We start from the raw sequence: 24,175 nt of genomic DNA, 5'->3' as shown, positions 1-24,175 counted from the left end.
ATACTTAGGCAATGTAATGATGACTCCCCGAGCCAACGGCAGAAGCTAAAAAGAGCTACTTGGAGCGATGATTATCGTGCTCAATTATTGTTTGGTTAAAAAGAGAACAAAGTATGCTCGAGCCCTGATAAATAATGAATATCACTCACACTTCCTAATTCTGCTCTGAGCTGTTCTAGCCTTGGAAGTAAAAGCTCGGAGTTATCTAAAGTCAGGCAGCATGAAACGAGCAAATCTATACTCGCAAGGGCTTTACCAAATTGATCGCTAGCTTTTTCTTCTATATCTTCTAATTCAACTTTTGCTAGTTCAATATTGTTACTTTCCGTGATTTTTATAACCTTCTGGGTATGTAGTGCTTGATGGTAAATGCGTGATAATTGAGAGCTACTTTCTAACAGTTGTTGTAGCTCGTTTACAATTATATCGATAGCTTTTTTAAGTTGTAGTTGTCTCATCCATTCATTTGCTTTAGTCCAACCAAACCAAAGTAGCCCTACAGTGCCTGTTCCAGCTAATAAAGATCCAATACTGCTCGTAACATCCCAGAACTCCCATTCCCAGCAAGCAGCTAGGCCAATTCCAAGCATAAAAAAGAATAGAGCAACAGGCAGATACTCTATTCGTAGTTTTGGCTCACCTTTACGTGGCATTGTACGTAGAAGCCTAATAGTAACAATTCTACTTAGAAGGCGGATTGACTTGGAAAACTTGCTCTGAGATTTGCCAAGAAGCCTTCTAAAAATGAACGCAAGAACTGCTGCAAATAGGAGAGACCAACCCCAAAAGCCAATAGCTTCTAGATTGTTTGCTGCAAGTGTAATTGCCGCGCCTACAAAAGCTCCCGTTAGAAGCGTTAGGCCGTGGTCTAATAGAAATAAAGAGGTAGATCTCATTCAATAAAGGCCATCGAGAGTAAATGGTGTATATGAGTGCGTCTATGAACAGATGAAAGGGCGCTAAATGCGCCCTTTTTCTATTTTAGTGGCAGTGGTAGTCACCAGTCTTGCTATTGTTGTGGCAGCCATTTGAGTTTGTACCACCGCTATGAGCAAATGCGGTAGATGAAAGAGTGAAAAATGCTACAAATACCAACGAGATTAATTTCTTCATAAACTAGTCCTTTATTCCATGTTTAAGTGCTTCAATTAAAGCGTTCCTATTTTAAAAGATGTCATAGAGCATTCAATTAGAATGTTTGCAACTAATTTGAAAATTTCAATGTCCTCTTAGTTTGGCGGTGCCCAGCGGTGAAATGAGGCAAAGTAGACTGAGTAAACACGCCTATTTCGAACATTAGTTGCGCTATAGCTTCCATGACTCAGATGCTATCTCTTACTGAATTAGTTCTTAAGTGAATTGAGTGTAATTTCAACTATATCTGTTGGGCTTTCTAGCCCAGTAAAGTCACTTACGCTATTACATAGGCCGACAATAGTTGCAGCATTAGCGATGTAATTCATGAAAGAGTGGAATTTAGCTTTAGGTATCTGTTGAGTGTTAGCTTTTATTGCAGCACTTCCGGCAGCTCTCTCAATTTTCTCGATTAAGTATTCAGGGCCTTTGATTTTATATTCATCTAGAGCCCTTAAAATGGAGTAAAGGTGATCAAGAATAAATAGACGGATATCACTTTCCAAATCTGAGCTCTTTAATTCCTCTATCAAACAATTAGTGTGCTTTCGTAAGCTAAGTAAGTTTTCCTCAGAAACTTTTTTTGAATTTGAGAAGTGACTCATCGCAAGTGCTGATGTTGAAATACCATCCAAAGTGTTTTGATTTATAAAACTTTTGAACGTATTCCAGTCACCATTTAGGTTTTGCTGATTAAATGCGGTTTCAAGCTGGGGTAGCCAAGAACAGTATCTCTTGTAGTTAACAGGATCATACCTTTCGAAACTGCATACTATTTCTGTAACTAGTAGCTGTACTGCTGAAATTTTACCGAAAAGATGGAAGTCATCTTCAACCTCTAAGATGGATTTCCAAACGTCCTTTGTTTTTTGTCTAGGGTCATGTTTCATTCCTTTTTCTAGAATGTCATGAAGCCTTAATGCGGGGTTATTCATATCAAGATTGTTCACTAAATGGTCCCTATAATCTCTTATTTATGTGGTCACTATACCTCCATCATATATATGGTCCAAATAATTGAGCTCTAAAACTGTATTGATATTTTTTTGTATGCTCGTCCCTTGTTACGTAAAAAGTAAGCGAGTAGTTTTAACTTCAAACTGATGATCAAAAATTAAACCAACCAGAGACCACTGCCATGACCCCAGCCCTAGCCAAAGAACTTGCCCATTACAACTCGTGGATGAATAAGAAGCTCTACTATGCGGTGCGTACCTTAAGTGATGCAGAGCGTAAGAAAGATCGTGGGGCGTTTTTCAAATCCATCCACGGTACGCTGAATCATTTGCTAGTGGCGGATAAGATTTGGTTAGGCCGTATGACGGGTAAACCGTTTTCGGTGGCGGGTTTGGATCAGGGACTGCATAGCGATTTTGCCGCATTGGAGCAGGATCGTATTGTGACCGATAAAGCCATTAGTGAATATGTGGCAGGACTAAGCGAAGAGCAGTTGGCGGGGACTTTGCGTTACACCAGTATTGTTAATCCAGAACCAAAAGAGTTCGAACTGTGGTTTGCGGTGGCGCACTTTTTTAATCACCAGACACACCATCGCGGGCAGGTGACAACGCTGTTATCGCAGCATGGTATTGATGTGGGTATTACTGATATGGTGTTTATGCCGCGCGACCACGGCTAGAAAAGCGGGTCTCTATAGATGTAAAAAAGGCAGATCACTGAGTGATCTGCCTTTTTGCTTTTAGTGGGCTAACGCCTACTTCAAGTTAGTCGTGAAGAAGTCCGTTAGCTTGTCTAGTGGGATCTTGTCGAAGTTATCGTACAGATCAACGTGGTTGGCATCTTCCACGATCACGAGTTCTTTTGGCTCTTGTAATTTCTCGAACGCTGCTTCGCTGAAGTAGCGAGAGTGCGCTTTGTCACCGTGCATCAGAAGAGCAGGGCGTGGCGAAATCTTGTCGATGTATGACAGCAGAGGCATGTTCATAAATGACAGTGGGTTGGTCAGCGTCCAAGATGCGTTTGAGTTGATCGCGCGTGGGTGGAAACCACGGTCAGTGGACTTGTAGTAGCCTGCGTATTCCACTACGAATTGTGGCTCGCCACCTTGAAGTTCTAGCGATACTGGACCAACCGCTGGCTCGCCTGCTTCGGCATCTTTCCAACGTTGTTCGTTTAGGAACTGAAGGGCGTTGATGCGATCTTCATCTGTTGTGCTGTCGTTGTAGCCTTTAGACATCACACGGCTCATGTCGTACATAGTGGCTGTCGCGACAGCTTTGATACGCGTGTCTACCGCTGCTGCGTTAAGTGCCATACCGCCCCAGCCACAGATACCGATCACACCGATACGGTTACGATCAACCTTGTCTTGTAGGCCTAGGAAATCTACCGCAGCACTGAAATCTTCGGTGTTGATGTCAGGAGAAGACACGTGACGAGGTTCACCGCTGCTTTCACCCGTGTAAGATGGGTCAAACGCTAAGGTCACGAAGCCTTTTTTTGCCATGGTTTGTGCGTATAGGCCAGAGGCTTGTTCTTTTACCGCACCGTACGGGCCGCTGACTGCGATCGCCGCTAGCTCGCCAGTCACACCTTTTGGTGTGTATAGGTCAGCGGCTAGGGTTAGGCCGTAACGGTTTTTAAAGGTCACTTTCTTGTGCTCAACCAGATCACTTTTAGCGAACGTCTTGTCCCATTCTTGTGTTAGGTTCAATGCTGTATCAGTCATATAAAACTCCTATAAAGTCTGTATTCGTTGGCGCTGGTGAATATTTAAGCGCCGTTGCTTTATTGATAAGATACTTATGTGACATTCTCATAACAATAGCGTTAAATTTCTACCATTTATTAGCTGTATTCATTAATGGTGCGATCAAAAAAGGTGGCGCACGATTTGTACGCCACCTTTGACAGTTCAAACGCTAAATGCGATTAAGCCTGAGCTTTGTAACGCTCGGCCATAGCATTGGCTGCTACCATGGCGTTGTAGACGTCGTTCTCCGTGACTGGTTTTTCCATATTGCCCATGGTGTCACCCTCGGCACAAGCGATGCTCGCCACAGTGCGCCACTCTGATTCAACGAATTCCGTTAGACCCATGTCTTCAAGCGTCAGGGGTAAACCTGCTACTTTGATAATACGAACCACTTCGTCGATTTCTTCTTTAGGTGCGTTTTCCAGTACCAGCTGAGTCAGCAGACCAAAGGTCACTTTTTCACCGTGTTGCACATGGTGCAGGGAAGGCACTGCTGACATACCGTTGTTGACCGCGTGCGCTGCCGCTAGGCCGCCGGCTTCTGCGCCGACGCCGCTTAGGTAAATAGTCGCTTCGATGGTTTGCTCAAGGGCAGGTGTGCAAACTTTGTTTCGTACCGCATCCATCGCCGCTTCAACGTTTTCACTGAGCAGTTCGAAACACAACTTGGCCAGACCAAGACCGGTGCGAGAAGGCTTTTTCAGTACCAGGTTGATGCCGTCAGAGGCGTAACAAGCACGTGCTTCAAAGTAGGTCGCTAGGGCATCACCGACGCCTGCCGCAAAGAAACGCGCGGGTGCTGCGGCTAGGATATCAGTATCGGCGATCACGGCATCAGGGTTTTGTGGCAAGAATAGGTAACGGTCGAATTCGCCGTCTTCTTTGTAGATAACGGAAAGCGCGGTACAAGGCGCATCCGTTGAAGCAATGGTTGGGTACAACACCACTGAGATTTTGTTGTTGTAAGCCACCGCTTTGGCACAGTCTAGGGTCTTACCACCACCGATACCGACGATCACGTTGGCGCCTTGTGTTTGTGCAAGGTCCGCTACACGGTTGATTTCTTTGTCGGTACATTCGTACTGGAATTTCTCTACTTTGCTTTGAATGCCGGCTTTTTCTAGCGCTGGTGTCGCTTGAGTCGCCGCGCGATCTAGGATGAACTCATCGCTTAGAATCAAAACATTGTCACCAAATGCTGCGACGTAGTCGGCCATGTTGGCCAGTAGACCAGAACCGATGATGAATTTCTTTGGTGATGTCACTGTGCGTTCACTAAGAGACATAGAAAGCTCCTTTCCTGTTTAAGTGAGAGCGCCGTCCAACAATAGGATGACGCTGTAAATCTGCTATTAACTGTAGGGGCATTCTCTGCCATCTAGTGGCTTAGAAAGATGACAATTATTACAAACATTGGGATTTAACCATTTATTGTCAGCTACCTAGGAGATTTATAACTTTTATAGCGAGTTGTTATATCCCGTCGTTGGCAGGGGAGTGACCCGTTACCGAGAGTGATCAAAATGGCTCGAAATGCGCAGGGACATGCACGCTTTGGCGGGTGGCTGACAGATTGTTTGAATGTGCAGTTAGTGGTGGTTTTTCTTTACTTTGCCTTTCGCGTGTTTGACACACACTGACAGGGATCTGGTCATAATGAATTGATCAAAAGCAATCAGCAAAGAGGTGCGGATATGACAATGTTCAATGGAAAAGCTTTTAAACTTGGTGCAATGGGTTTGGCGACTGTGATGGCCGCCTCTTTTGCGACCACTGGCTTGGCAGAGGGTAAGGTAGCAACAGCGCCCACGCAAGCGCAGCAAGCCCCGCGTGTGATGGACCCTTACTCAGAGCCTGCCTTGGATCGCATGGCGCTGACGTTGCAGATGGACGTGGAGACCAAGGAAGAAGCGAGCAAGTTGTTTGCTGAGGCCCGTCAGGAACGTCATAACGTGGCGCAAGCGATGCAAAAGCTACGTGGCCCAATGATTAGTCTGGATCCAAAGGACGATGATTACGTGGATCAGATCGAAGAGCTGGCTGAGCAGCGTAGTGAACTCATGGTGCAACTAGATGTCCAACAAGCTGAAATTAGACACAAGTTCTATGAGCTTCTTAGCGATGAGCAGATCCAAGTCCTTGAGTCGTCAGGTGGCAAGCACTAGTGCGTCACCGCCTGCAAATTTCGGTTTCCCTTTTTCCTTATTAGGAAAGCATTAAAGCCGCATTCGAGTGAATGCGGCTTCTTTTTTATCGGCTGCGCTGGGTCAGCGAATTAGCGTTTTTTGGCGCCTTTGTTGCCACCTTTTCCGCCTTTGCCTTTATTGTTGCCTTTGCCCTTGTTATGTGGCTTAGGTTTGAAGGCCTTTTTCTCTGGTTCAGTACGCAGTACTAGGAATAGGTCAGTGATCAACTGCGGGATCTGATCGATGCAAGACTGAGTCAGTTTCTCGCTTTCACGGATTTGCTGAACTTCTTCGTCTTCAAATAGGCCCGATGCCACCATGAATGGTAGTAGGCACTCAGCTACTTCTTCTTCCTTTTCAGATTCGAACCAGAAGCGCTCAGTAAAGAACACGCCTTCCATAAAGCCTGATGCCCATTCTTCCAGCTCGCTTAGCTCATCTGGGTTATGGCTGACTTCGATATCGCAAGGCACAAGGAAGTCATCTTCGGATTCTAGCTCTTTCTGAAGGTCAGCAAAAAGACGAATCAGCAGATTCTCAATGTGCTTTTGTTCCTTTTCAGAGGTAAACTCCGGTGTTTCTTCGAATACGACAGGCAACCACTGCGACGGTGCTGGTGCTTCTGGGCTGATCGCTAGGGCTGTTAAAAAACCGTGCGCCATGACAAAATTCTGGCAATCTTCGTGAACAGCATCAGAGTCCAAAAAGTTTTCTAGTTCTTCAAGTTCTAGGTCATCAAGAGGTTGGTGTTGCATTTAGGTTTTCCTATTATTCAATCGCGACACAGTTTAAACACATCAGTACTAAAAAACCATGAGCAAGCCGATCAAAATCGATTCCGTTGCCCTTGATAATGCTTATCGCGCATTACAACGTTTAGGTTATCAAGACTATATAGGATCACAGCAAATTTGTGTTGAATCCTTATTACAGGGCAATGATGTTCTGGCTCTGCTGCCGACCGGTGCTGGTAAGTCCGCGATTTACCAAGTGGCCTCCTTGGCGCGCCAAGGGGTTGGGCTAGTGGTGAGCCCGCTGATTGCGATCATGCAGCAACAAGTACAACAGCTACAGCAGTTGGGTATTAAGGCGGAGTTCCTTAACTCAACGCAAAATGGCGCCGAGCAAAACGACCTCTATTGGCGCTTGCGTCATGGGGATGTGGAAATTCTCTATATGTCGCCGGAGAAGCTGCTGCAAAGCAGTGTGATCGGACTGTTAGAAGACATTGATGTGTCCTGTATAGCCATCGACGAAGCCCACTGTGTGCTTCGTTGGGGCAGTCAATTTCGCCCAGAATACGCTCAGTTGGGCTGCTTGAAAGAGATTTTCCCAGCTGCACCAGTGATTGCCTTAACCGGTACGCTATTGCCAGAGAATCAAATGCAAGTCAGCGAAGCGCTGCAATTACATGCGCCTGAGGTGGTGCGTGAAAGCGTTAATCGGCCCAATATTCGTCTGCAAATCTCGCAAAAGCGCCGTGCCAAACAACAGTTACTCTCTTTTTTGATGAAAGACGGCATGGCTCAGCCTGGCATCATCTATTGTCGCGCTCGTAATAAAACCGAGGAATTGGCGCACTGGCTTAATGAGCAGGGCATCACAGCAAGCTGCTATCACGCCAGTTTATCGGCTGCCGAACGCGATCAAGCCCATAGCAACTTCGCCAAGGGCGCCGTGCAAGTCATGGTGGCCACGACGGCCTATGGCATGGGGGTGGACTTAGAGCATGTGCGTTTTGTGGTGCATATGGATTTACCCCTGTCATTGGAGAACTACGCACAGGAAATCGGTCGTGCTGGTCGTGATGGCCGACCTGCCCAAGCGTTATTGTTTTATGGGTTGCAGGACATTCTGCAAACTTGGCAGTTTGTGCGCCAAGAGCAATTAGAAGATGAATTTTGGCGCTTAATGGATTGCTTGGAGCATGCTGTATGTCGACGTCGGGCGTTATTGTCTGCCTTTTCTGAAACGGCTGAGCAGGATTGCGGCAATTGCGATCGCTGTTTGCAACAATCAAAGCAACACAATGTCACGGTGGCCGCGCAAAAACTTCTCAGTTTGGTGTACCACACCAAGGGTGGGGTGCCGTTTTCGGCGTTGATAAATTGTTTGCTGGGTAAACGTATTAAAAGCGTGACTAATTTTGCCCTAGAGCAGCACCCTTTGTTTGGCCAAGGTAAAGCCTTAGATGAAACCCAGTGGAAAGCGGTGATACGCCTGTTGTTGGCGAAAGGTTACTTGCTGCAGCAAAGTGTGGTGCCCTTTGCCGTCGCCTTGGCCGAGAAAAGCCGCCGCGTGTTGCGTGCTGAGGAGCAGTTAATCATTACCTCAGATTGGTTTTACCCAGCGCTTAAAGACGCGGACATGAGCCAATACAGTCAAGGCGGGTGGCATCAACTGTTGCATTGGAGCGTCAGCAATCGGGTGTCCGATCATTTATCCGATGTGCAATTGCATAAAGTGTTTGAGGCCAAGCCGAGTTCTTTAGCGTCTCTCAGTCGTATTACGGGGTTGAGCAAAGAGCTGTTAACCAGCCTTAACGCAGAGTCTTTATTTGCATCCCCTAACTTAGCCAAGGAGTCCTATGACTAAGTTCGCCATGAGTCAGTATGTGCCGCAGATTGATGCCAAGATCCAAGAGTGCATGGGCAATGCTGAGCGTTATTTTAAACTCAAGTTAAAAGCGCCGAGCTATAACTTTAAGCAACGCGGGCGTACCGCGGGAACGGCGTATTTACAGCGTAATGAAATGCGCTTTAATACCTTTATGCTGCAACAAGACCCGCACAAATTTATTGAAAATGTGGTGCCCCATGAGGTAGCGCATATCGTGGTGCATCAAGTGTTTGGCAGCAAAGTGCGCCCCCATGGCAAAGAATGGATCGCGGTGATGGAGCATTTGTTTAACGTCGAAGCTCATCGTACCCACGATTTTGAAGTCCCCAAGGCACGCAATGCCTTTCTCTATCAATGCCAATGCCAAACCCACGAATTTACTGCCCATCGCCATGGACGTGCCGAGCGTGGTACGCAATATATCTGTCGTAGCTGCCGTGCGCCGCTGACCTTTTTGAAAAAGAAGTAAATTCCTTTAATTACTCTTTACAGCCTTGTGCATAGGGTGCTTCGCGAAAGTGGTTGTAGTAAGATAGCGCGCATCTGTTTTATGGTAATAAAGAATGACTTCTGAGATCGATCGTAAAGAAAAACTTGAGCTGAACAAGCTTCAAAAACGCCTACGCCGTCTAACGGGCCAAGCGATTGCTGACTTCAACATGATTGAAGAGGGCGACAAGGTAATGGTATGTCTATCGGGTGGTAAGGACTCTTACACCATGCTGGACATTCTAATGAACCTGCAGCGCAGTGCGCCTATCAGCTTTGAAATCATCGCGGTGAACCTGGACCAAAAACAACCGGGTTTCCCTGAGCACATCTTGCCTGAGTACCTGTCTCAGGTCGGCGTTAACTACCACATTCTTGAAAAAGATACCTACAGCATCGTTAAAGAAGTCGTGCCAGAAGGTAAAACAACTTGTGGTCTGTGTTCACGTTTGCGTCGTGGTTCGCTATACGGTTTCGCAGAGGAAATCGGTGCCACCAAGATCGCTCTGGGCCACCATCGTGATGACATTCTAGAAACCTTGTTCTTGAACATGTTCTTCGGCGGCAAGCTGAAATCCATGCCACCTAAGCTGCTAAGCGACGACGGTAAGCATGTGGTGATTCGTCCATTGGCGTACTGTAAAGAAGCGGATATTGAGGAATATTCTTTACTAAAGGCTTTCCCAATCATCCCTTGCAATCTGTGTGGCTCTCAGGAAAATCTACAGCGTCAAGTTGTGAAAGAAATGCTTCAAAGCTGGGACAAACAATACCCAGGCCGAGTGGATACCATGTTCTCAGCGGTTCAAAATGTGGTACCGTCTCATTTGGCGGATACGGAACTGTTCGACTTCAAAGGCTTGAAGCAATCGGAAGACGCATTTAAACGCTTAAATATTATCGAGCTTTAACATTAAAGGAAGCAGTATGTCGATGAAGAAAATTTTACCAGTCGTTCTTGGGGCGGCCGTGTCATTCTCAGCTAACGCAGTGGACACAATCGAAGGCAGCCTAAACAATGATGCAGTGAAAGTGGATCTGAGTCTTGACCAAGGTAAGTACTTTTTAGACCTTGGTGGTATGTACCATTCAGATGATGGCAAGTACGGCTACATCGGTGCCCACATTGAAGACATCGACACTGCGAAAGATTACCCAGTTCAAATCGGTCTAGGTGCGCGTCTATTGGCAATCGACACAGAATACGATGTCGACAACGCAGGTATGGCGGTGGCATTGGGTGGTTTTTACCGTTACACCTTCCCACAAGCGAACCGCTTTAGCGTGCTAGGCTCTTTGTACTACGCACCTAAAGTTTTGGCATTCCAAAACATCGACAGTGTCTATCAGGCAGAAATTCGTGGCGAATACCGCACTTTGCGTAACGCTCGCGTATTCTTGCGCTACGGCATGACGCATGTCGATCTAGAGCGTTACTCTGACGATCCAGATATGAACAAGAGCATTGGCATTGGTATTTCAACGACGTTCTAAGACGTTGTTAAAATAGACAAGCAATAAAAAAGGTGGCCATGGCCACCTTTTTTATTGTGCAGAAGAAGGGGCGGATTACTCGCCTTCAAAGGCACACAATGAAAACACAGGAATATCCATTTCCTGAATTTTAGCACTACCACCCAGATCAGGAAGATCGATGATTGAAGCTACTTCTTGGATCTCTGCACCTTGTTGTTGTAGCAAGGTCATCGCTGCGACTAATGTGCCGCCAGTTGCAATCAAATCATCAAATAGAAGCACTTGCGCACCTTCGTGCACGGCGCCTTCTTGAATTTCAAGTTCGGCACTACCGTATTCTAAGTCATATGACTGAGAGATGGTTTTGCCTGGTAATTTACCTTTCTTGCGGACCAATACTAAAGGCTTGTGTAATTCGTAGGCCAGTACAGAGGCGATCAAAAAACCACGTGCGTCAATGCAGGCAATGTGCGTGATGTCGCTGTCAATGTAGCGGTGAACATAGGCGTCCACGACCATGCGCAGGCCTTTTGGGTCGCTAAAGATTGGAGTGATGTCACGGAAGCTGATACCTGGCTTTGGCCAATCTTCAACGGTACGAATTAAAGACTTAAAGTAAAAGTCATCAAATAGCATAGGTAAACCTTAATAACTGCTTAATTAAACATGCTCGATGGTAGCACATTCCCCTGCGGAACCGACCAGTTTCTCCATTTCTGGAAGATTAATAATGGAGATCTCTTTGCCGTCCACATCAATCAAGCCATTCTTCTGGAAGCGGGTCATAACGCGGCTAACAGTTTCCACGGCTAGACCTAGGTAGTTACCAATTTCACCGCGCGACATGGATAGACGGAATGCCGTCGCAGAGTAACCACGTTTTTTGAAACGGTGCGATAGGTTCAGCAGGAAAGAGGCTACTTTTTCGTCAGCGTTTTTCTTGCCGAGTAATACCATCATTTGTTGGTCGTCACAGATCTTACGGCTCATCAAACGGAACAGCTGGTGCTTCAGTGATGGAATCTGTGAAGACAATTGCTCTAAATGGGCGAATGGAATTTCACAAACCGTGGTGGTTTCTAGGGCTTTGGCAGACACTGGGTAGTGGTTCTCATCGATGCCACTTAGGCCAACCAATTCACTTGGGCAGTAAAAGCCTGTGATTTGTTCTTCGCCAGAGTTGGTGATGTTGTAAGTCTTAAGGGTACCCGTTCGAACCGCAAACACAGAATCAAATTCTTCACCTTGATGGAACAAGATTTCGCCTTTTTTCAATGGGCGTTTACGTTCAATGATTTGGTCTAAACGGTTAACGTCTTCGTCCGCCAACGCAATTGGCAAACAGAGAGCGCTCAAGCTGCAGTTTTGACACTGAGATGTCAACTTGCTGCTGAAGCGGTTGTTTGAATTAGAAATTGCCATGGTAACTCTCCCTGAGCTCGATCGGGTAATTTATATAACTTTTGAAAAAGTTGAATTGGAAGTTAGGTATTTATCAAACGCCATGCAAACACAGCGCACGAGTAATCGTCCTACTTCGGTAATTTTTATTAGAACATCACTGTCTTGATAATATACCGTTATAACACCATCTTCCTGCAAATTGTGCAAATAATTCAACTCAGACTGAAAATATTCTTTGAAATTAATGCCAAAGGACGCTTCGATGTCGCGGCTATTAAGTTCGTTGTGACACAGCAGTTGCATAATAACGGCATGGCGAATGCGGTCATCATCACTACTGATATAGCCTTTCATAATGGCTAGCTGGCCATTTTCGATACTGTTTTGATACAGCGATAGGTCCGTGTGGTTCTGGAAATAAGCATTACCTACTTGGCTGATCGCTGACACACCAAAAGCTAACAAGTCTGTTTCTGCATGGGTAGTGTAACCTTGGAAATTACGTTGCAGGTGGCCTTCTTGTTGTGCTTTTGTTAATGAGTCATCAGGCTTGGCAAAGTGGTCCATGCCAATGTAGACGTAACCCGCCTCAGTCAGTGTATCAATGCTTAACTTCAACAACGCTAGCTTCTGATCTGGAGAAGGTAAGTCTTCTTCCAAAATACGGCGCTGAGGCGCAAAACGCTGCGGTAAATGGGCGTAGTTGAATACCGAAATACGATCAGGCGACAGGGCAATAACCTTTGCTAAGGTTTCGCTAAAGCCTTCGACCGTTTGCTTGGGTAAGCCGTAAATCAGGTCAAAGTTAACTGAGCGGTAACCCAGCTCACGTACGTCGTTCATCACCTCTGTGACCAACTCTAATGGCTGCACACGGTGGATGGCTTTTTGCACATCGTCATTGAAGTCTTGGATGCCTAGGCTGACACGGTTGAAGCCCAAGGTTTTTAACAGTTCCAACTTGCTTCGGTTGACTTCACGTGGATCGATTTCAATGCTGTAGTCTTGCGAGCCATCGTTAATCAGATTGAAGTGCTCTTGGATATTGTCAAACAGAGTGGTGAGATTCTCTTCACTCAGGAACGTTGGTGTACCACCGCCAAAGTGCAGCTGAGTCACTGGACGAGACTGGTCGATCATTAAGGCACGCAAGCGCATCTCTTCACCCAATAGCTCGACATATTCCGCGCCTTTATCATACTGCTTGGTGACAATCTTATTGCAGGCACAGTAGTAGCAAAGGTGTGCGCAGAATGGGACGTGGAAATATAGACTGAGTGGTGAACGCGAGGGCTCTAACATCTTACCGATCAATTCCATCTTGCTGATCTCGGTAGTGAACTGCGGAGCAGTTGGGTAAGACGTATAGCGAGGCCCAGCAAGGTTGTATTTCTGGATAAGTTTGGAGTCCCAAAGCATAACGGAGTTTCCTATTAAAATTGCTAATGGAAGTTTACTCGCATCCTTAATTGACTCGCTGATGTAGATCAAATATTCGCGTTAAACAACTCCAGAAAGCAGGTTTTTAAAATAGGGAATACTGTAAAGCCCATACAGACTAATCAAACTGCCAAAGATCCATTTTAAATAAAGTTGCTGCCATAGGGCTTTAATTTGTTGTGCAAACAGTCCTGCTAATAACATGGCGGGCAAGGTGCCGATGGCAAAGCCGAAAATAGCCGTCATGGACAGTGAAATCGACCCTAAAGATGTGGCCCAAAGCACGGTGGAATAGACTAGGCCACAAGGCAGCCAGCCCCATACTAGGCCCGCAGCGAGCGCTTGTGCTGGGGTTTGGATCGGAAGGAAAGATTTGGCAAGGGGTTGCAGCAAACGCCAAGCATAACGACCGAGGGACTCGACCTTTAAAATGAGTCGGGAAATACCGCATAGGTACAAGCCCATTAACACCAATAGCACACCTGCAAAAGTGCGTAATGGCACCATTAAGTCGTTGTAGTAGTGTGATAGACCAAATTGCAGGGTCGCGGCCAGTAGTAAAGTGAACAAGGCGTAGGATAGGACGCGCCCCAAGTTATAGGCAACAATGTTTACCGAACTAGCGCGCTCGCCAACGGACAACATGGCAGCCAATCCTCCGCACATGCCAAGGCAATGGCCGGCACCGGCTAAACCAATCAATGCACCACTGACAAAAATCGAGATCACGCTTTTTTATCCGTATCGTCGTCTTCAAATAAAATGCGTTCGCCTTCGCGGTTTAGGTCATCAAATTGATCGCCTTTCACCGCCCAAATAAAAATGATTACAGCGATCACCACAAAAATAGCGGCAATCGGGATGAGTAAAAATAGGCTTTCCATGTATGTTCCTACAGTTTGTTAAGTCTGGTGGCATTGACCACCACGATCAAAGAGCTCAGCGCCATCCCGATGGCGGCCACCCAAGGTGGAATCCATCCAGCAATGGCCAGCGGCAATAGCGTCGCATTGTAGCCAGCTGCCCAGATTAGATTCTGCTGAATGATTTGTCGACAGCGTTTGGCCGCTTTTAGGGCGGTTGGTATGGTGCTTAGGTGCTCACTTAATAAGATCGCATCAGAATGCAGTTTTGCCAAATCAGAACTGGCCCCCATCGCTAGGGAGGTGGTGGCACCAGCAAGGGCAGGAACGTCGTTCAAACCATCGCCCACCATCAGGATGTCCTTGCTATCCTGGGCTTGCAGCCACTGCCACTTTTGATCTGGAAGACAGCTGGTTTTAAAGTCATCAAACCATTCAGGTTCGAGAATGCTGTGGGCGGATTCCAGTGTATCACCGGTTAATAGACTCACGCGGATGCCTTGCTGACGCAGGGATTCGATCACGGTACGCGCTTCGGGGCGCAAGATATCGCACAGTGTAACCTTGGCCAGTAATTGCGATGCCGTGGCTAAATATAACTCTAGTTGGGCTTTACCTGACACTGTGCTGGCTGGCACGCGTAGGCCGAGTGATTCCATTAGGGTTTGATTGCCAAAGTAATAAGTGTCGCCATGGATAATGCCAGTTACCCCTTGGCTGGCAAGGTTTTGAAGGTGGCTGACCGAGGCTGGTGCAAATTGTTGAAACGTCTTGGCGATCGGGTGCTTGGAATGCTGCTCCAAGCCGCTGATAAGCGTTAGGGCTTGCTCCGAGGACAGGGCGTTTTCGAGCAGCTCAATTTGGGTGATCGAAAAACTGCCGTAGGTGAGTGTGCCAGTTTTATCGAATACGATATGTTGGGTTTTCGCGAGCGCTTCAATCACATGCCCCCGTGTAATCAGGAAGCCTGCTCCTTTAAGAGCGTTGGTGACCGTGGTGAGTGCGACGGGCGTTGCTAATGAAAGAGCGCAAGGGCAGGTCACCACCAATACGCTGACCATAATCCAGTAAGCTTCAGGTTCCCCCATCCAGCTCCAAAAACCGTACGTTAACGATGCCGTAATCAGTATCGCGATGACGAAATAGTGGGCCACTTTATCTGCAATGATTGCTACACGTGGCTTTTCACCAAGGGCGCGCTCTGTGATGCGGGAAATGGCTGCGGCTTTGGTGTTCTGACCGACCTCGGTCACTTGCAGTTGCACTTGTTGGTCGACGTTCACGGTTTGGGCGTGAATGTTTGCACCTTGCTGCTTCGTCACCGGCGTGTATTCACCGGTTAAGCTGGACTCATCCACACTGGTGAAGTCGCTCAGTAGGATGCCATCCACCGGAAAAGTCTGCCCCGGCTCAATGATGGCGACATCGCCAGTTTGAAGTTGCTGCAAAGGAATAGTGCTCTCAGTCTGATCTTTTACAACTTTAACGGCGGTGAGCGGTGCCTGATGACGATCGGCCACATGATAAGAGCGGGCCACGGCTTCTAAGAAGCGCCCTAGCAAGAGGAAGAAGATAAACATGGTCACGGAATCAAAGTAGACATGACCCGATTCCATATACAAGGCGAGTACGCTGGATGCGTAGGCCAATAGAACACCAATGGAGACCGGTAGATCCATGGTGAAATGGCGGTTTTTAAGATCCCGCAGAGCGCCGCGGTAAAAAGGCAGCCCGGCATAGATGACCACCGGTGTGGCAAAGATAAAGCTAATCCAACGCAGTAATTGACGATAGATATCGTCCATGCCCTGTAGGTCACCCGCGTACATGGCGATGGCGCTCATCATGACTTGCATCATGCCCACGCCGGCAATGCCTAAACGGATAATGGCGCGCTTTTTCTCTTGGCGTTGTAGGGTATCTTGCTCGCCTGGTAAATAGGGCTGTGCCACATAGCCGATATACAGCAGCTGCTTGGCAAGCTCTTGCACATTGGTTTCGGCGGGGTTCCAAGTAATGGTGGCGATGGCGCTGCTTAGATTGACATGAACGGACAAGACACCCTGCTGTTGGCTCAAATGCTTTTCAATCAGCCAAGCGCAAGCGGAGCAGGTGATGCCAGTGAGTGATACTTGGATAACATGGCCATCTTCCCCTTGATGCACGTATTGATCGTACAGGGCTTTATCCGATAACAGGGCAAAAACGGGGCTGTTGTCTTCATTGATACGGGCGCCTTTGCTGTTGTCGCGACGTTCGTAGTACAAAGAAAGGTCTGCGCCGCAGATGTGTTCAGCAATGGCTTGGCAGCCAAAACAGCAGAACTCGCGGCGCTGATTTTGCAACTCACTAGCGATGTCTAGGCCCGCAGGAATAGGATCCCCGCAGTGGTAGCAAAGGTTACTCATAGATTGAAGTTTAAACGGTCATGAATATCGCTGTTGATACGGCCATTTAATTGCCAGCCATTTTCTGATTCAAGGTATACGTTCCAGATACCACTCAGCGGCTTTTCCAATTGCGCGCGGTACTCATTGGCTTGAGTTTGTACGAAATTGACGCTGAAATCTTTGCTCGATACCGCAGCATGGGCAAACAGTGCAGTCAGCTCTGGTGCTGTCGCATTTTTGGTCGTCAGGAATAGTTCACCGGTCAGGTTATCGAGACGCAGGTTGGCTTCAATGCCCAGGGTCTTAGCCGCTTCACGTTGCGTGATGACTTGGTTGATGGCGAGGCCTTCTTTGTAATAGTCATCCTTCACAAGGTCACTGGAAGAATGCAGTGCGGCATAGACCTGCACGATCGCTACTAGAACCGATGAAAGTGGCACACTGATAATAAACCACGGCCAAAATTGCTTGTACCAAGGCAGGCTTACGATTGTCGACATAAAGGTACTCCATAAAAAAGGCGAATAAGCGGTGATATTATCACCGCTTATAGTTCATTATTTTGATACAGGACCAATAAATCGACTTTCTGTGACTTTTTCTAGTGGATAATTTGGATCAAGTGACTCCACTTTAAAGAAAATAGTGTTTCGCTGTTGCTCTAATGCCGTCGGCGGAACTTGGATAGAGAAAGGTACTGAGCGCACCTCACCAGCGTTTACTTGAACCTTTTTGCGGCCAATCATTTGCATGTTATCCAAGCCACTGACTGAGATCTCAAACTGGTGCGCTGCCTGATCCATGTTGATGACTTTGACGGTGTAGATGTTTTCGATCAAGCCACTTGGGGTGCTGTTGTAGAGGCGGTTACGGTCGCGAATAATGTCTAAGCCAAGTGCTTCACGATCACTGGCAAAGTAAAAGAATGCGGTTACGACCACCAACATACACATAGCATAGCCAATCGCTTTCGGGCGCATAATATGTGAACTTTCGCCCTCTAAGCGACGTTCTGTGGTGTAGCTCACAAGGCCGCGATCGTAGCCCATTTTGTCCATGATCGAGTCACACGCATCAACACACAAAGCACAACCAATACATTGGTATTGCAGGCCATCACGAATGTCGATGCCAGCTGGGCAGACATGGACACACAAGTTACAGTCAATACAATCGCCTAACCCTTGTTCTTTAGGATCGGCGCTACGTTTACGAGGGCCGCGAGTTTCACCGCGGTTGTAGTCGTATGAAATCACCATGGTATCAGGGTCAAACATCACTGCTTGGAAACGGGCGTACGGACACATATAAGTACACACCTGCTCACGCATCCAGCCCGCGAATAGGTAAGTGGCACCCGTGAAGAAGGCGACCCAGAAGTAGGCCCATGGGTGAGCTTGGAAAGTAAATAAGTCGATGATGAGTTCGCGTACAGGGGTGAAATAGCCAACAAAGGTTAAGCCAGTCAGCCAACCAAACAGCACCCAGAGGCTGTGCTTGTTAAATTTTTTGATAAATTTGCTGCGTGACATGGGCGCTTTATCAAGCTTCATGCGGGCATTACGCGAGCCTTCGGTTTTTTCCTCAATCCACATGAATACCATGGTCCATACGGTTTGTGGGCAAGTATAGCCACACCAAACACGACCAAAGAGGGTGGTGACAAAGAATAAGCCAAAGGCACAGATGATCAGAATCCAAGCCAGTAGGAAGAAATCTTGCGGGAAAAAGGTGATGCCAAAGATATGGAATTGGCGCGCCGGCAAATCAAATAGTACGCCTTGACGATCGTGCCAGTTGATCCATGGTGTTAAGAAGTAACCTAGCATCAGAATCCACAGAGCGCGGGTTCGGATTTTCTGGAAAAAACCTGAAATAGCACGTGTGTAAATCTTTTTGCGCTTTTCGTATAGGTCGAATTCGACGACTTCTGGCTCGACGTTTTGAACAGGTATCTTCTCACTCATGCTGCTTTCCTTAACGTTCAACAGGCTTGTTTAAGTACTAACTAATATTACAGTTTTTAATAAAAAAAGGGTGTGCCTTTCGGTCACACCCTTTTGATACACATCAGAGATTTACTGATTTGATAGGCTGTAGACGTAGCCAGCAACAACGTGCGCTTTGTCTTTACCTAGAATGCCTTCCCAAGCTGGCATCTGACCATTACGGCCGTTACGAACGGTTTGCATCACTTGTTGTGCGCTGCCGCCGTATAGCCAAATATTGTCAGTTAGGTTAGGGGCACCAAATAGGTGGTTGCCTTTACCTTCTGCGCCGTGACACGCTAGACAGTTAGTGTTGTATAGCGCCTGACCTTGCTCAGCTGCTTGAGCATCTGTAGCGCTGCCAGATAGGCTAAGAACGTATTGAGATACGTTGTGCACGCCTTCTTCACCTAGCATTGGGCCCCATGCAGGCATGGCTGCAACACGACCTTTCAGGATGGTTTGAGAAATAGCGGCCGCATCACCACCGTATAGCCAGTCATTGTCTGTCAGGTTAGGGAAGCCGTAGCTGCCGGTTGCTGCAGAGCCGTGACATTGAGCACAGTTGTTGGCGAATAAGCGCTGACCGATACGCATCGCTTGGTCGTTTTGCGCCAGTTCTTCAATCGGAGTTTGAGAGAACTGAGCAAACATAGGGCCAAACTCTGCTTCTGCTTTCGCCACTTCACGCTCGTAAGCGGTCTCTTGTGACCAACCTAGTAAGCCTTTGAAGTTACCAAGACCTGGGTACAGGGCTAGGTAACCTAGTGCGAAAACTACCGTCAGAACAAACATCCAGTACCACCAACGTGGTAGAGGGTTGTCGTACTCTTCAATGCCATCAAACTCATGGCCTACTGTTTGAGTCGTTTCAGAGTTAAAGCGTTGTCCTTTACGAACAATGGATAACAGCAAGAAGCTTCCCAAAATAGAGCCTAACGAGATCACAATGATCCAGCCGCTCCAAAAAGAACTTAATTCATTCATGTGTCTTCTTCTCCACGGATGACTTGCGCTGCTCGACACTTACTTCATCATCGTCATCTGCAAAAGGCAGGTTAGCCGCTTCATCGAAACCGCCTTTACGGCCCTTACTGAATGTCCAAATAATGATCCCGACAAAGGCAATGAATGCGATGGGCGTTGCAAGTGTTCTTAGCGTATTAATGTCCATGTTATGACCCTATCGTTCGATCACTGTGCCCAGTTGTTGCAGGTAAGCAACGAGAGCATCGATTTCACGTTTGCCACGTACCTCAGTTTTCGCTGATGCGATTTGCTCATCAGTGTAAGGTACGCCTACCATGCGTAGTGCAGACATCTTGTTGGCAGTGTCATTGCCATCAATTTTGTTCTCAAACAACCAAGGGAAGCCTGGCATGTTTGACTCTGGCACTACATCGCGTGGGTTGTATAAGTGGGCACGATGCCATTCGTCACTGTAACGCTGACCAACACGAGCTAGGTCAGGACCCGTTCGCTTAGAGCCCCATAGGAATGGGTGATCGTAGACCGACTCACCAGCAACGCTGTATGGGCCGTAACGCTCAGTCTCGGCACGGAAAGGACGGATCATTTGTGTGTGACAGCTCAGACAGCCTTCACGTTGGTAAATGTCACGACCTTCCAGCTCAAGGGCCGTTAGAGGCTTTAAGTTCTCCACTGGCTGAGTGGTTTGTTTCATAAAGAATAGAGGGATAATCTCAACCAAAGCGCCGAAGCTGATCGCTACGACGATAAGGATGATCATGAGCCCCATATTTTTTTCAATTACTTCATGGCGCATGTTTTAAACCCCTATGCTACTTGAGTGTCGGCTTGGAATGATTCTGCTTCTTTGCCTTTTGCTGAACGTACAGTCATGTACGAGTTGTAAGACATTAGCAGCATACCAAGTAGGAAGATTGCACCACCTAGAACACGAACGAACCAGCCTGGGTAACTTGCGTCTACTGACTCAACGAATGTGTAAGTCAAAGAGCCATCGTCATTAAATGCACGCCACATTAGGCCTTGCATGATGCCGTTTACCCACATAGAAGCGATGTACAATACAGTACCGATAGTCGCTAGCCAGAAGTGCACGTTGATCAAGCGAGTTGAGTACATTGCACCAGGTTTAAAGCCAAGTACGGCTGGTAGTAGGTGATATACCGCACCGATACTTACCATCGCTACCCAGCCAAGCGCACCAGCGTGTACGTGGCCTACGGTCCAGTCAGTGTAGTGAGACAGAGCGTTGACTGTCTTAATCGACATCATTGGGCCTTCGAAGGTAGACATACCGTAGAACGACAATGACACCACTAGGAAACGTAGAATTGGGTCATGACGAAGTTTGTGCCATGCACCAGATAACGTCATTACACCGTTGATCATACCACCCCAAGATGGTGCTAGAAGGATCAACGACATCACCATACCGAGACTTTGTGTCCAGTTTGGTAGTGCTGTGTAGTGAAGGTGGTGTGGACCCGCCCAAATGTATAGGGAAATCAATGCCCAGAAGTGGACGATTGATAGGCGGTATGAGAAAACCGGACGGCCAGCTTGTTTCGGAACGAAGTAGTACATCATGCCTAGGAAGCCTGCTGTTAGGAAGAAACCTACAGCGTTGTGCCCGTACCACCATTGCACCATGGCATCGGCCGCACCTGAGTAAACCGAGTACGATTTAAAGGTGCTAACAGGCACCACTGCACTGTTGCCGATGTGAAGTACTGCAACGGTGATGATGAATGCTCCGTAGAACCAGTTCGCTACGTAGATGTGTTTCATCTTACGTTTCGCGACGGTGCCGAAGAAGTTAATAGCGTATGCCACCCAAACCAATGTGATCAGAATGTCAATTGGCCATTCCAGCTCGGCGTACTCTTTAGTCTGAGTGTAGCCAAGTGGTAAGGTAATAGCGGCTGCCACAATGATGATTTGCCAACCCCAGAAGGTAAAGCCTGACAGGACGTCAGAGAATAGTCTTGCCTGAGTGGTACGTTGTACAACATAGTACGACGTTGCAAACAGGGCAGAACCACCAAAACCGAAGATGACTGCGTTAGTGTGAAGTGGGCGTAAACGTCCAAAATGTAGGTAAGGTATGTTAGCAAGTAGGTCTGGCCATACCAATTGAGACGCAATTAATACGCCGATAGCCATGCCTACTACGCCCCATACCACCGTCATAATGGTGAATGCGCGCACCACTCGATAGTTGTATGTTGGGTGATCAAAAGCTGTGCTCATAGTTTCTTCCACAAACCACGTTGAGTGATAGACCTTGTTAAAGATAATGCCGTTTTCATTGCAAAGGTGGGGGTTCGATACTTCGTATCTGACGAACGGAGCAGTCGGACCTTCCTTCTAATTCCAACAGCGGTAAACTAGCGAAATTGATTCTAAGTCTTTTCACAATTTAAAGAACAGGAGCATTGGCTGCTTTGTGGGTATTCCTTGTCACAGAGCAACGTTTTCAATCGATATGATGAAACTTTATCTATTACACGGCTCAGGTGCTGGGCATCAGAGCGTCTTTTTGACTCAAATTAAGTCTCGTTTAGAGGCCGATTTGGGGGGCGAAATTGAGCCAATTACCCTTGATTATATGCAGGAAATTGAACGTACTGGTAAAAAACGCCCACCGCCAAAATTGGCAAAGCTGGTGGCGGAAGTGGGGGCTCGAATTGATCCACAAACGCCGATTGTCTTACTAGGGAAATCGATGGGGTCGCGTATTATTGCCGAGCTTTGTCAAAGCCATAATGTGCAGGCTTGCGTTGCCTTAGGTTTTCCCTTTTATCCGGCCAAAAAAATGGACAAGCATCGCTTAGAGCATCTTGAGCACAGCAGCGAAGTGCCTTTCTTGATTTTGCAGGGCACACGAGATGCGTTAGGTTCGAAAGAATGGGTGCAACAACAGAGCTTGCCTAATAATGTTGAAATTCAATGGTTAGACGGGGCCGACCACGATTTTAATGTGCTGAAACGTTATAATCTTTCCGATTCGCAAGTGATGCAGTGGCTGTCAGGTCAAATAAAGCCATTTCTTCAGCGCTTAGATCTTATTTAGTTAACGAGGGTAGAGGATTGTCTGATCATAACCAAGTTTTAGATACGCAAGGGCTTTACTGTCCAGAGCCAGTAATGATGCTGCATGGTGTGGTGCGTAAGATGGCGCCGGGAGAGGTGGTGAAAATCATTGCGACTGACCCTTCTACGGAACGTGATATTCCTAAATTCTGTAACTTTTTAGGGCACCCATTGGTCAAGCAAGAGCATGATGGCGAGCTCTATTACTACTGGGTACAAAAAAAGGTCAGCTAATGCTGACCTTTTTTGTGCCTTATATGGCTGTTTGAGTTAACGCTTACGCGACTCGAATACGTTTGCTGTCTGCGTATTCGTGCTCCAGTACGTCATTTAGTTTAGCGAAACTAGTTGATGTGGCGACATCAATGTTCAGCTGCAACTGACGGACGATGTCGTTGGCAGAGACGAGACCGCGAATACTCATGGTTTCATCATCAACGACCAATAAGTGCTGATGTGCGTTGCTTTTTTGGCTCAGAACTAGTGACTCAATGTCGCTGTTGCTAAGGGACTTGTATGTCACGGCCAATAAATCTTCTTTTGGGCGCATTAAGTCGATCACAAGTAACTCATCACGCACGTAGCCTTCCGCAATGCGCTTGATAAAAGCTTCATCAGATAAGTCTTCTAAGCTGATAATGCCAAGGAAATTATTGAGCGAGTCCACCACGACTTTCATACGCACGTGTTCTTTCTTCATGATCTCCACCAGCACATCGGCACGAACACTGGGTTCAATCAAACGTGGGCTAGCATCTTTGAAGTCAGTAAACACACGCAATGCCGGTGTGTAGAGGCCGATGTTTTGCTCTACTTCTGGCCAAGTTAAGTCATGGATGTCTTTTGTTGAAGTGTAAGTAAGTGTTTTCATGAGAAATACCTCAATCGTAATTAATTCAGTAGGTTAAAAGTACAACTGGAAAAAACTACGCTTGGGGTGGTCCCCGACAACACCAACTCAGAAAGATCTTAGAGGCATGCAAACCCTCATAGGCGATGAGTTTGCTGTGATTGGCTTCAATCGGTTCATTATGAACGCTTGGCAACATTGTGTGATCAATGTCGGGCGCGACTTCAGCACTTGGTAATTCGTAAACACACTCAAGTGATCCGTGTTTAACTAGCTTGCTTTCGTTGCTATCCACAGCTTTAACACTGATGCTAAAGCAAGCAATCAGCGGAATCAGCAATGTAATGAGCAACGTACGAACCATGTTTGGCTCCTGTAATTAAGCAACAAATTCAGAATAGCCTGAAATTTAGAAGTTTGACAAGCGTCAATTTTCAGCTTGGTGAATTCACCGTATTTATTTCAAAATCTGAATTAATCGTTCATTTTGTGATGAGTTGCATGAAAACTTTTAAAAAATAAGACCGAATCAGCGGA

28 protein-coding genes are annotated in these 24,175 nt (G+C 46.9%); 8 read left to right on the top strand and 20 right to left on the bottom strand.

Annotated elements, in window-relative coordinates:
- Positions 1-95: 95 nt before the first annotated feature.
- The 3 genes from MAQ5080_RS10675 to MAQ5080_RS10670 all read right to left on the bottom strand — a co-directional run bounded on the left by MAQ5080_RS10675 (position 96) and on the right by MAQ5080_RS10670 (position 2,084).
- Positions 96-896 carry a hypothetical protein gene (locus MAQ5080_RS10675; RefSeq protein ID WP_067209809.1) on the bottom strand — a complete coding sequence of 267 codons (801 nt, stop codon included), beginning with the start codon at positions 894-896 and terminating at the stop codon, positions 96-98.
- A gap of 85 nt (positions 897-981) precedes the next feature.
- Positions 982-1,113 carry a YHYH domain-containing protein gene (locus MAQ5080_RS17410; protein ID WP_156496566.1) on the bottom strand — a complete coding sequence of 44 codons (132 nt, stop codon included), beginning with the start codon at positions 1,111-1,113 and terminating at the stop codon, positions 982-984.
- Positions 1,114-1,343: 230 nt separating this feature from the next.
- A complete protein-coding gene (locus MAQ5080_RS10670) occupies positions 1,344-2,084 on the bottom strand; it encodes a hypothetical protein (RefSeq protein ID WP_156496565.1) in 741 nt (246 codons plus the stop codon).
- 188 nt (positions 2,085-2,272) lie between these two features.
- On the opposite strand from MAQ5080_RS10670, the gene MAQ5080_RS10665 reads away from it, so the two are divergent.
- Complete coding sequence (locus MAQ5080_RS10665; protein ID WP_067209802.1) at positions 2,273-2,773, top strand: DinB family protein; 501 nt, start codon at positions 2,273-2,275, stop codon at positions 2,771-2,773.
- A 75-nt stretch (positions 2,774-2,848) separates the two neighbouring features.
- Here the strand turns inward: MAQ5080_RS10665 and MAQ5080_RS10660 are convergent, their stop codons facing one another.
- Positions 2,849-3,823: an alpha/beta hydrolase gene (locus MAQ5080_RS10660; RefSeq protein WP_067209799.1), complete on the bottom strand. Its 975-nt coding sequence runs from the start codon at positions 3,821-3,823 to the stop codon at positions 2,849-2,851.
- 203 nt (positions 3,824-4,026) lie between these two features.
- Entirely contained in the window at positions 4,027-5,136 is a 1,110-nt protein-coding gene (locus MAQ5080_RS10655; protein ID WP_067209797.1) for a glycerol dehydrogenase, read from the bottom strand.
- 408 nt (positions 5,137-5,544) lie between these two features.
- Here MAQ5080_RS10655 and MAQ5080_RS10650 point away from each other — a divergent pair, with 408 nt between their 5' ends.
- A complete protein-coding gene (locus MAQ5080_RS10650) occupies positions 5,545-6,015 on the top strand; it encodes a Spy/CpxP family protein refolding chaperone (protein WP_067209794.1) in 471 nt (156 codons plus the stop codon).
- 110 nt (positions 6,016-6,125) lie between these two features.
- Here the strand turns inward: MAQ5080_RS10650 and MAQ5080_RS10645 are convergent, their stop codons facing one another.
- Positions 6,126-6,791 (bottom strand): YecA/YgfB family protein, encoded by a 666-nt coding sequence (locus MAQ5080_RS10645; RefSeq protein ID WP_067209789.1) that lies wholly within the window; start codon positions 6,789-6,791, stop codon positions 6,126-6,128.
- Positions 6,792-6,849: 58 nt separating this feature from the next.
- Between MAQ5080_RS10645 and MAQ5080_RS10640 the strand changes: the two genes are divergently transcribed.
- From MAQ5080_RS10640 to MAQ5080_RS10625, 4 genes are all read left to right on the top strand, one after another.
- Positions 6,850-8,631 carry a RecQ family ATP-dependent DNA helicase gene (locus tag MAQ5080_RS10640; RefSeq protein WP_067209786.1) on the top strand — a complete coding sequence of 594 codons (1,782 nt, stop codon included), beginning with the start codon at positions 6,850-6,852 and terminating at the stop codon, positions 8,629-8,631.
- A complete protein-coding gene (locus tag MAQ5080_RS10635; RefSeq protein WP_231870821.1) occupies positions 8,624-9,124 on the top strand; it encodes a SprT family zinc-dependent metalloprotease in 501 nt (166 codons plus the stop codon). The genes MAQ5080_RS10640 and MAQ5080_RS10635 overlap by 8 nt, the downstream gene beginning before the upstream one ends.
- A gap of 94 nt (positions 9,125-9,218) precedes the next feature.
- Positions 9,219-10,055: a tRNA 2-thiocytidine(32) synthetase TtcA gene (gene ttcA, locus MAQ5080_RS10630; protein ID WP_067209784.1), complete on the top strand. Its 837-nt coding sequence runs from the start codon at positions 9,219-9,221 to the stop codon at positions 10,053-10,055.
- A 16-nt stretch (positions 10,056-10,071) separates the two neighbouring features.
- Positions 10,072-10,638, top strand: coding sequence for a YfaZ family outer membrane protein (locus MAQ5080_RS10625; RefSeq protein ID WP_067209781.1), 567 nt, complete (start codon positions 10,072-10,074; stop codon positions 10,636-10,638).
- Between the two features lie 75 nt (positions 10,639-10,713).
- Here MAQ5080_RS10625 and MAQ5080_RS10620 read toward each other — a convergent pair whose 3' ends face one another.
- From MAQ5080_RS10620 to ccoN, 12 genes are all read right to left on the bottom strand, one after another.
- Positions 10,714-11,256: an adenine phosphoribosyltransferase gene (locus MAQ5080_RS10620; RefSeq protein ID WP_067209778.1), complete on the bottom strand. Its 543-nt coding sequence runs from the start codon at positions 11,254-11,256 to the stop codon at positions 10,714-10,716.
- Between the two features lie 24 nt (positions 11,257-11,280).
- Positions 11,281-12,042: a fumarate/nitrate reduction transcriptional regulator Fnr gene (gene fnr / locus MAQ5080_RS10615; protein ID WP_067209775.1), complete on the bottom strand. Its 762-nt coding sequence runs from the start codon at positions 12,040-12,042 to the stop codon at positions 11,281-11,283.
- Positions 12,043-12,072: 30 nt separating this feature from the next.
- Complete coding sequence (hemN, locus tag MAQ5080_RS10610; protein WP_067209772.1) at positions 12,073-13,443, bottom strand: oxygen-independent coproporphyrinogen III oxidase; 1,371 nt, start codon at positions 13,441-13,443, stop codon at positions 12,073-12,075.
- Positions 13,444-13,524: 81 nt separating this feature from the next.
- Positions 13,525-14,193 carry a sulfite exporter TauE/SafE family protein gene (locus tag MAQ5080_RS10605; RefSeq protein WP_082861079.1) on the bottom strand — a complete coding sequence of 223 codons (669 nt, stop codon included), beginning with the start codon at positions 14,191-14,193 and terminating at the stop codon, positions 13,525-13,527.
- Positions 14,190-14,348 carry a cbb3-type cytochrome oxidase assembly protein CcoS gene (gene ccoS, locus MAQ5080_RS10600; protein WP_067209769.1) on the bottom strand — a complete coding sequence of 53 codons (159 nt, stop codon included), beginning with the start codon at positions 14,346-14,348 and terminating at the stop codon, positions 14,190-14,192. The genes MAQ5080_RS10605 and ccoS overlap by 4 nt, the downstream gene beginning before the upstream one ends.
- A gap of 8 nt (positions 14,349-14,356) precedes the next feature.
- The gene (locus tag MAQ5080_RS10595) at positions 14,357-16,735 is read right to left on the bottom strand and encodes a heavy metal translocating P-type ATPase (RefSeq protein WP_067209765.1); all 2,379 of its coding nucleotides are present in this window, start codon (positions 16,733-16,735) and stop codon (positions 14,357-14,359) included.
- The gene (locus MAQ5080_RS10590; protein ID WP_067209762.1) at positions 16,732-17,217 is read right to left on the bottom strand and encodes a FixH family protein; all 486 of its coding nucleotides are present in this window, start codon (positions 17,215-17,217) and stop codon (positions 16,732-16,734) included. Before MAQ5080_RS10590 ends, MAQ5080_RS10595 begins: the two co-directional genes overlap by 4 nt.
- Before the next feature lie 57 nt (positions 17,218-17,274).
- Complete coding sequence (ccoG, locus tag MAQ5080_RS10585; protein WP_067209759.1) at positions 17,275-18,684, bottom strand: cytochrome c oxidase accessory protein CcoG; 1,410 nt, start codon at positions 18,682-18,684, stop codon at positions 17,275-17,277.
- 111 nt (positions 18,685-18,795) lie between these two features.
- Complete coding sequence (ccoP, locus tag MAQ5080_RS10580; RefSeq protein WP_067209756.1) at positions 18,796-19,692, bottom strand: cytochrome-c oxidase, cbb3-type subunit III; 897 nt, start codon at positions 19,690-19,692, stop codon at positions 18,796-18,798.
- Positions 19,685-19,879 (bottom strand): CcoQ/FixQ family Cbb3-type cytochrome c oxidase assembly chaperone, encoded by a 195-nt coding sequence (locus MAQ5080_RS10575; RefSeq protein ID WP_067209753.1) that lies wholly within the window; start codon positions 19,877-19,879, stop codon positions 19,685-19,687. Before MAQ5080_RS10575 ends, ccoP begins: the two co-directional genes overlap by 8 nt.
- Before the next feature lie 9 nt (positions 19,880-19,888).
- Entirely contained in the window at positions 19,889-20,491 is a 603-nt protein-coding gene (gene ccoO, locus MAQ5080_RS10570) for a cytochrome-c oxidase, cbb3-type subunit II (RefSeq protein WP_067209750.1), read from the bottom strand.
- Positions 20,492-20,502: 11 nt separating this feature from the next.
- Positions 20,503-21,945: a cytochrome-c oxidase, cbb3-type subunit I gene (gene ccoN / locus MAQ5080_RS10565; protein ID WP_067209746.1), complete on the bottom strand. Its 1,443-nt coding sequence runs from the start codon at positions 21,943-21,945 to the stop codon at positions 20,503-20,505.
- 235 nt (positions 21,946-22,180) lie between these two features.
- Between ccoN and MAQ5080_RS10560 the strand changes: the two genes are divergently transcribed.
- Positions 22,181-22,768 carry an alpha/beta family hydrolase gene (locus MAQ5080_RS10560; protein ID WP_067209743.1) on the top strand — a complete coding sequence of 196 codons (588 nt, stop codon included), beginning with the start codon at positions 22,181-22,183 and terminating at the stop codon, positions 22,766-22,768.
- A 17-nt stretch (positions 22,769-22,785) separates the two neighbouring features.
- Positions 22,786-23,022 carry a sulfurtransferase TusA gene (gene tusA / locus MAQ5080_RS10555; protein ID WP_067209740.1) on the top strand — a complete coding sequence of 79 codons (237 nt, stop codon included), beginning with the start codon at positions 22,786-22,788 and terminating at the stop codon, positions 23,020-23,022.
- Positions 23,023-23,065: 43 nt separating this feature from the next.
- Here tusA and MAQ5080_RS10550 read toward each other — a convergent pair whose 3' ends face one another.
- Positions 23,066-23,659: a CBS domain-containing protein gene (locus MAQ5080_RS10550; protein ID WP_067209737.1), complete on the bottom strand. Its 594-nt coding sequence runs from the start codon at positions 23,657-23,659 to the stop codon at positions 23,066-23,068.
- A gap of 55 nt (positions 23,660-23,714) precedes the next feature.
- Positions 23,715-24,002 carry a hypothetical protein gene (locus MAQ5080_RS10545; RefSeq protein ID WP_067209734.1) on the bottom strand — a complete coding sequence of 96 codons (288 nt, stop codon included), beginning with the start codon at positions 24,000-24,002 and terminating at the stop codon, positions 23,715-23,717.
- Positions 24,003-24,175: the final 173 nt, after the last annotated feature.

The sequence above is a fragment of the Marinomonas aquimarina genome (assembly GCF_900089755.1).
GTDB lineage: Bacteria > Pseudomonadota > Gammaproteobacteria > Pseudomonadales > Marinomonadaceae > Marinomonas > Marinomonas aquimarina.
This window is presented reverse-complemented; position numbering and strand designations above follow the sequence as displayed.

Excerpts from the sequence above, each read along its gene's own strand:
- MAQ5080_RS10675 (WP_067209809.1), bottom strand. The coding sequence starts at position 896 with ATGAGATCTACCTCTTTATTTCTATTAGACCACGGCCTAACGCTTCTA.
- MAQ5080_RS17410 (WP_156496566.1), bottom strand. The coding sequence starts at position 1,113 with ATGAAGAAATTAATCTCGTTGGTATTTGTAGCATTTTTCACTCTTTCA.
- MAQ5080_RS10665 (WP_067209802.1), top strand. The coding sequence starts at position 2,273 with ATGACCCCAGCCCTAGCCAAAGAACTTGCCCATTACAACTCGTGGATG.
- MAQ5080_RS10660 (WP_067209799.1), bottom strand. The coding sequence starts at position 3,823 with ATGACTGATACAGCATTGAACCTAACACAAGAATGGGACAAGACGTTC.
- MAQ5080_RS10655 (WP_067209797.1), bottom strand. The coding sequence starts at position 5,136 with ATGTCTCTTAGTGAACGCACAGTGACATCACCAAAGAAATTCATCATC.
- MAQ5080_RS10650 (WP_067209794.1), top strand. The coding sequence starts at position 5,545 with ATGACAATGTTCAATGGAAAAGCTTTTAAACTTGGTGCAATGGGTTTG.
- MAQ5080_RS10645 (WP_067209789.1), bottom strand. The coding sequence starts at position 6,791 with ATGCAACACCAACCTCTTGATGACCTAGAACTTGAAGAACTAGAAAAC.
- MAQ5080_RS10640 (WP_067209786.1), top strand. The coding sequence starts at position 6,850 with ATGAGCAAGCCGATCAAAATCGATTCCGTTGCCCTTGATAATGCTTAT.
- MAQ5080_RS10635 (WP_231870821.1), top strand. The coding sequence starts at position 8,624 with ATGACTAAGTTCGCCATGAGTCAGTATGTGCCGCAGATTGATGCCAAG.
- ttcA (WP_067209784.1), top strand. The coding sequence starts at position 9,219 with ATGACTTCTGAGATCGATCGTAAAGAAAAACTTGAGCTGAACAAGCTT.
- MAQ5080_RS10625 (WP_067209781.1), top strand. The coding sequence starts at position 10,072 with ATGTCGATGAAGAAAATTTTACCAGTCGTTCTTGGGGCGGCCGTGTCA.
- MAQ5080_RS10620 (WP_067209778.1), bottom strand. The coding sequence starts at position 11,256 with ATGCTATTTGATGACTTTTACTTTAAGTCTTTAATTCGTACCGTTGAA.
- fnr (WP_067209775.1), bottom strand. The coding sequence starts at position 12,042 with ATGGCAATTTCTAATTCAAACAACCGCTTCAGCAGCAAGTTGACATCT.
- hemN (WP_067209772.1), bottom strand. The coding sequence starts at position 13,443 with ATGCTTTGGGACTCCAAACTTATCCAGAAATACAACCTTGCTGGGCCT.
- ccoS (WP_067209769.1), bottom strand. The coding sequence starts at position 14,348 with ATGGAAAGCCTATTTTTACTCATCCCGATTGCCGCTATTTTTGTGGTG.
- MAQ5080_RS10595 (WP_067209765.1), bottom strand. The coding sequence starts at position 16,735 with ATGAGTAACCTTTGCTACCACTGCGGGGATCCTATTCCTGCGGGCCTA.
- MAQ5080_RS10590 (WP_067209762.1), bottom strand. The coding sequence starts at position 17,217 with ATGTCGACAATCGTAAGCCTGCCTTGGTACAAGCAATTTTGGCCGTGG.
- ccoG (WP_067209759.1), bottom strand. The coding sequence starts at position 18,684 with ATGAGTGAGAAGATACCTGTTCAAAACGTCGAGCCAGAAGTCGTCGAA.
- ccoP (WP_067209756.1), bottom strand. The coding sequence starts at position 19,692 with ATGAATGAATTAAGTTCTTTTTGGAGCGGCTGGATCATTGTGATCTCG.
- MAQ5080_RS10575 (WP_067209753.1), bottom strand. The coding sequence starts at position 19,879 with ATGGACATTAATACGCTAAGAACACTTGCAACGCCCATCGCATTCATT.
- ccoO (WP_067209750.1), bottom strand. The coding sequence starts at position 20,491 with ATGCGCCATGAAGTAATTGAAAAAAATATGGGGCTCATGATCATCCTT.
- ccoN (WP_067209746.1), bottom strand. The coding sequence starts at position 21,945 with ATGAGCACAGCTTTTGATCACCCAACATACAACTATCGAGTGGTGCGC.
- MAQ5080_RS10560 (WP_067209743.1), top strand. The coding sequence starts at position 22,181 with ATGATGAAACTTTATCTATTACACGGCTCAGGTGCTGGGCATCAGAGC.
- MAQ5080_RS10550 (WP_067209737.1), bottom strand. The coding sequence starts at position 23,659 with ATGAAAACACTTACTTACACTTCAACAAAAGACATCCATGACTTAACT.
- MAQ5080_RS10545 (WP_067209734.1), bottom strand. The coding sequence starts at position 24,002 with ATGGTTCGTACGTTGCTCATTACATTGCTGATTCCGCTGATTGCTTGC.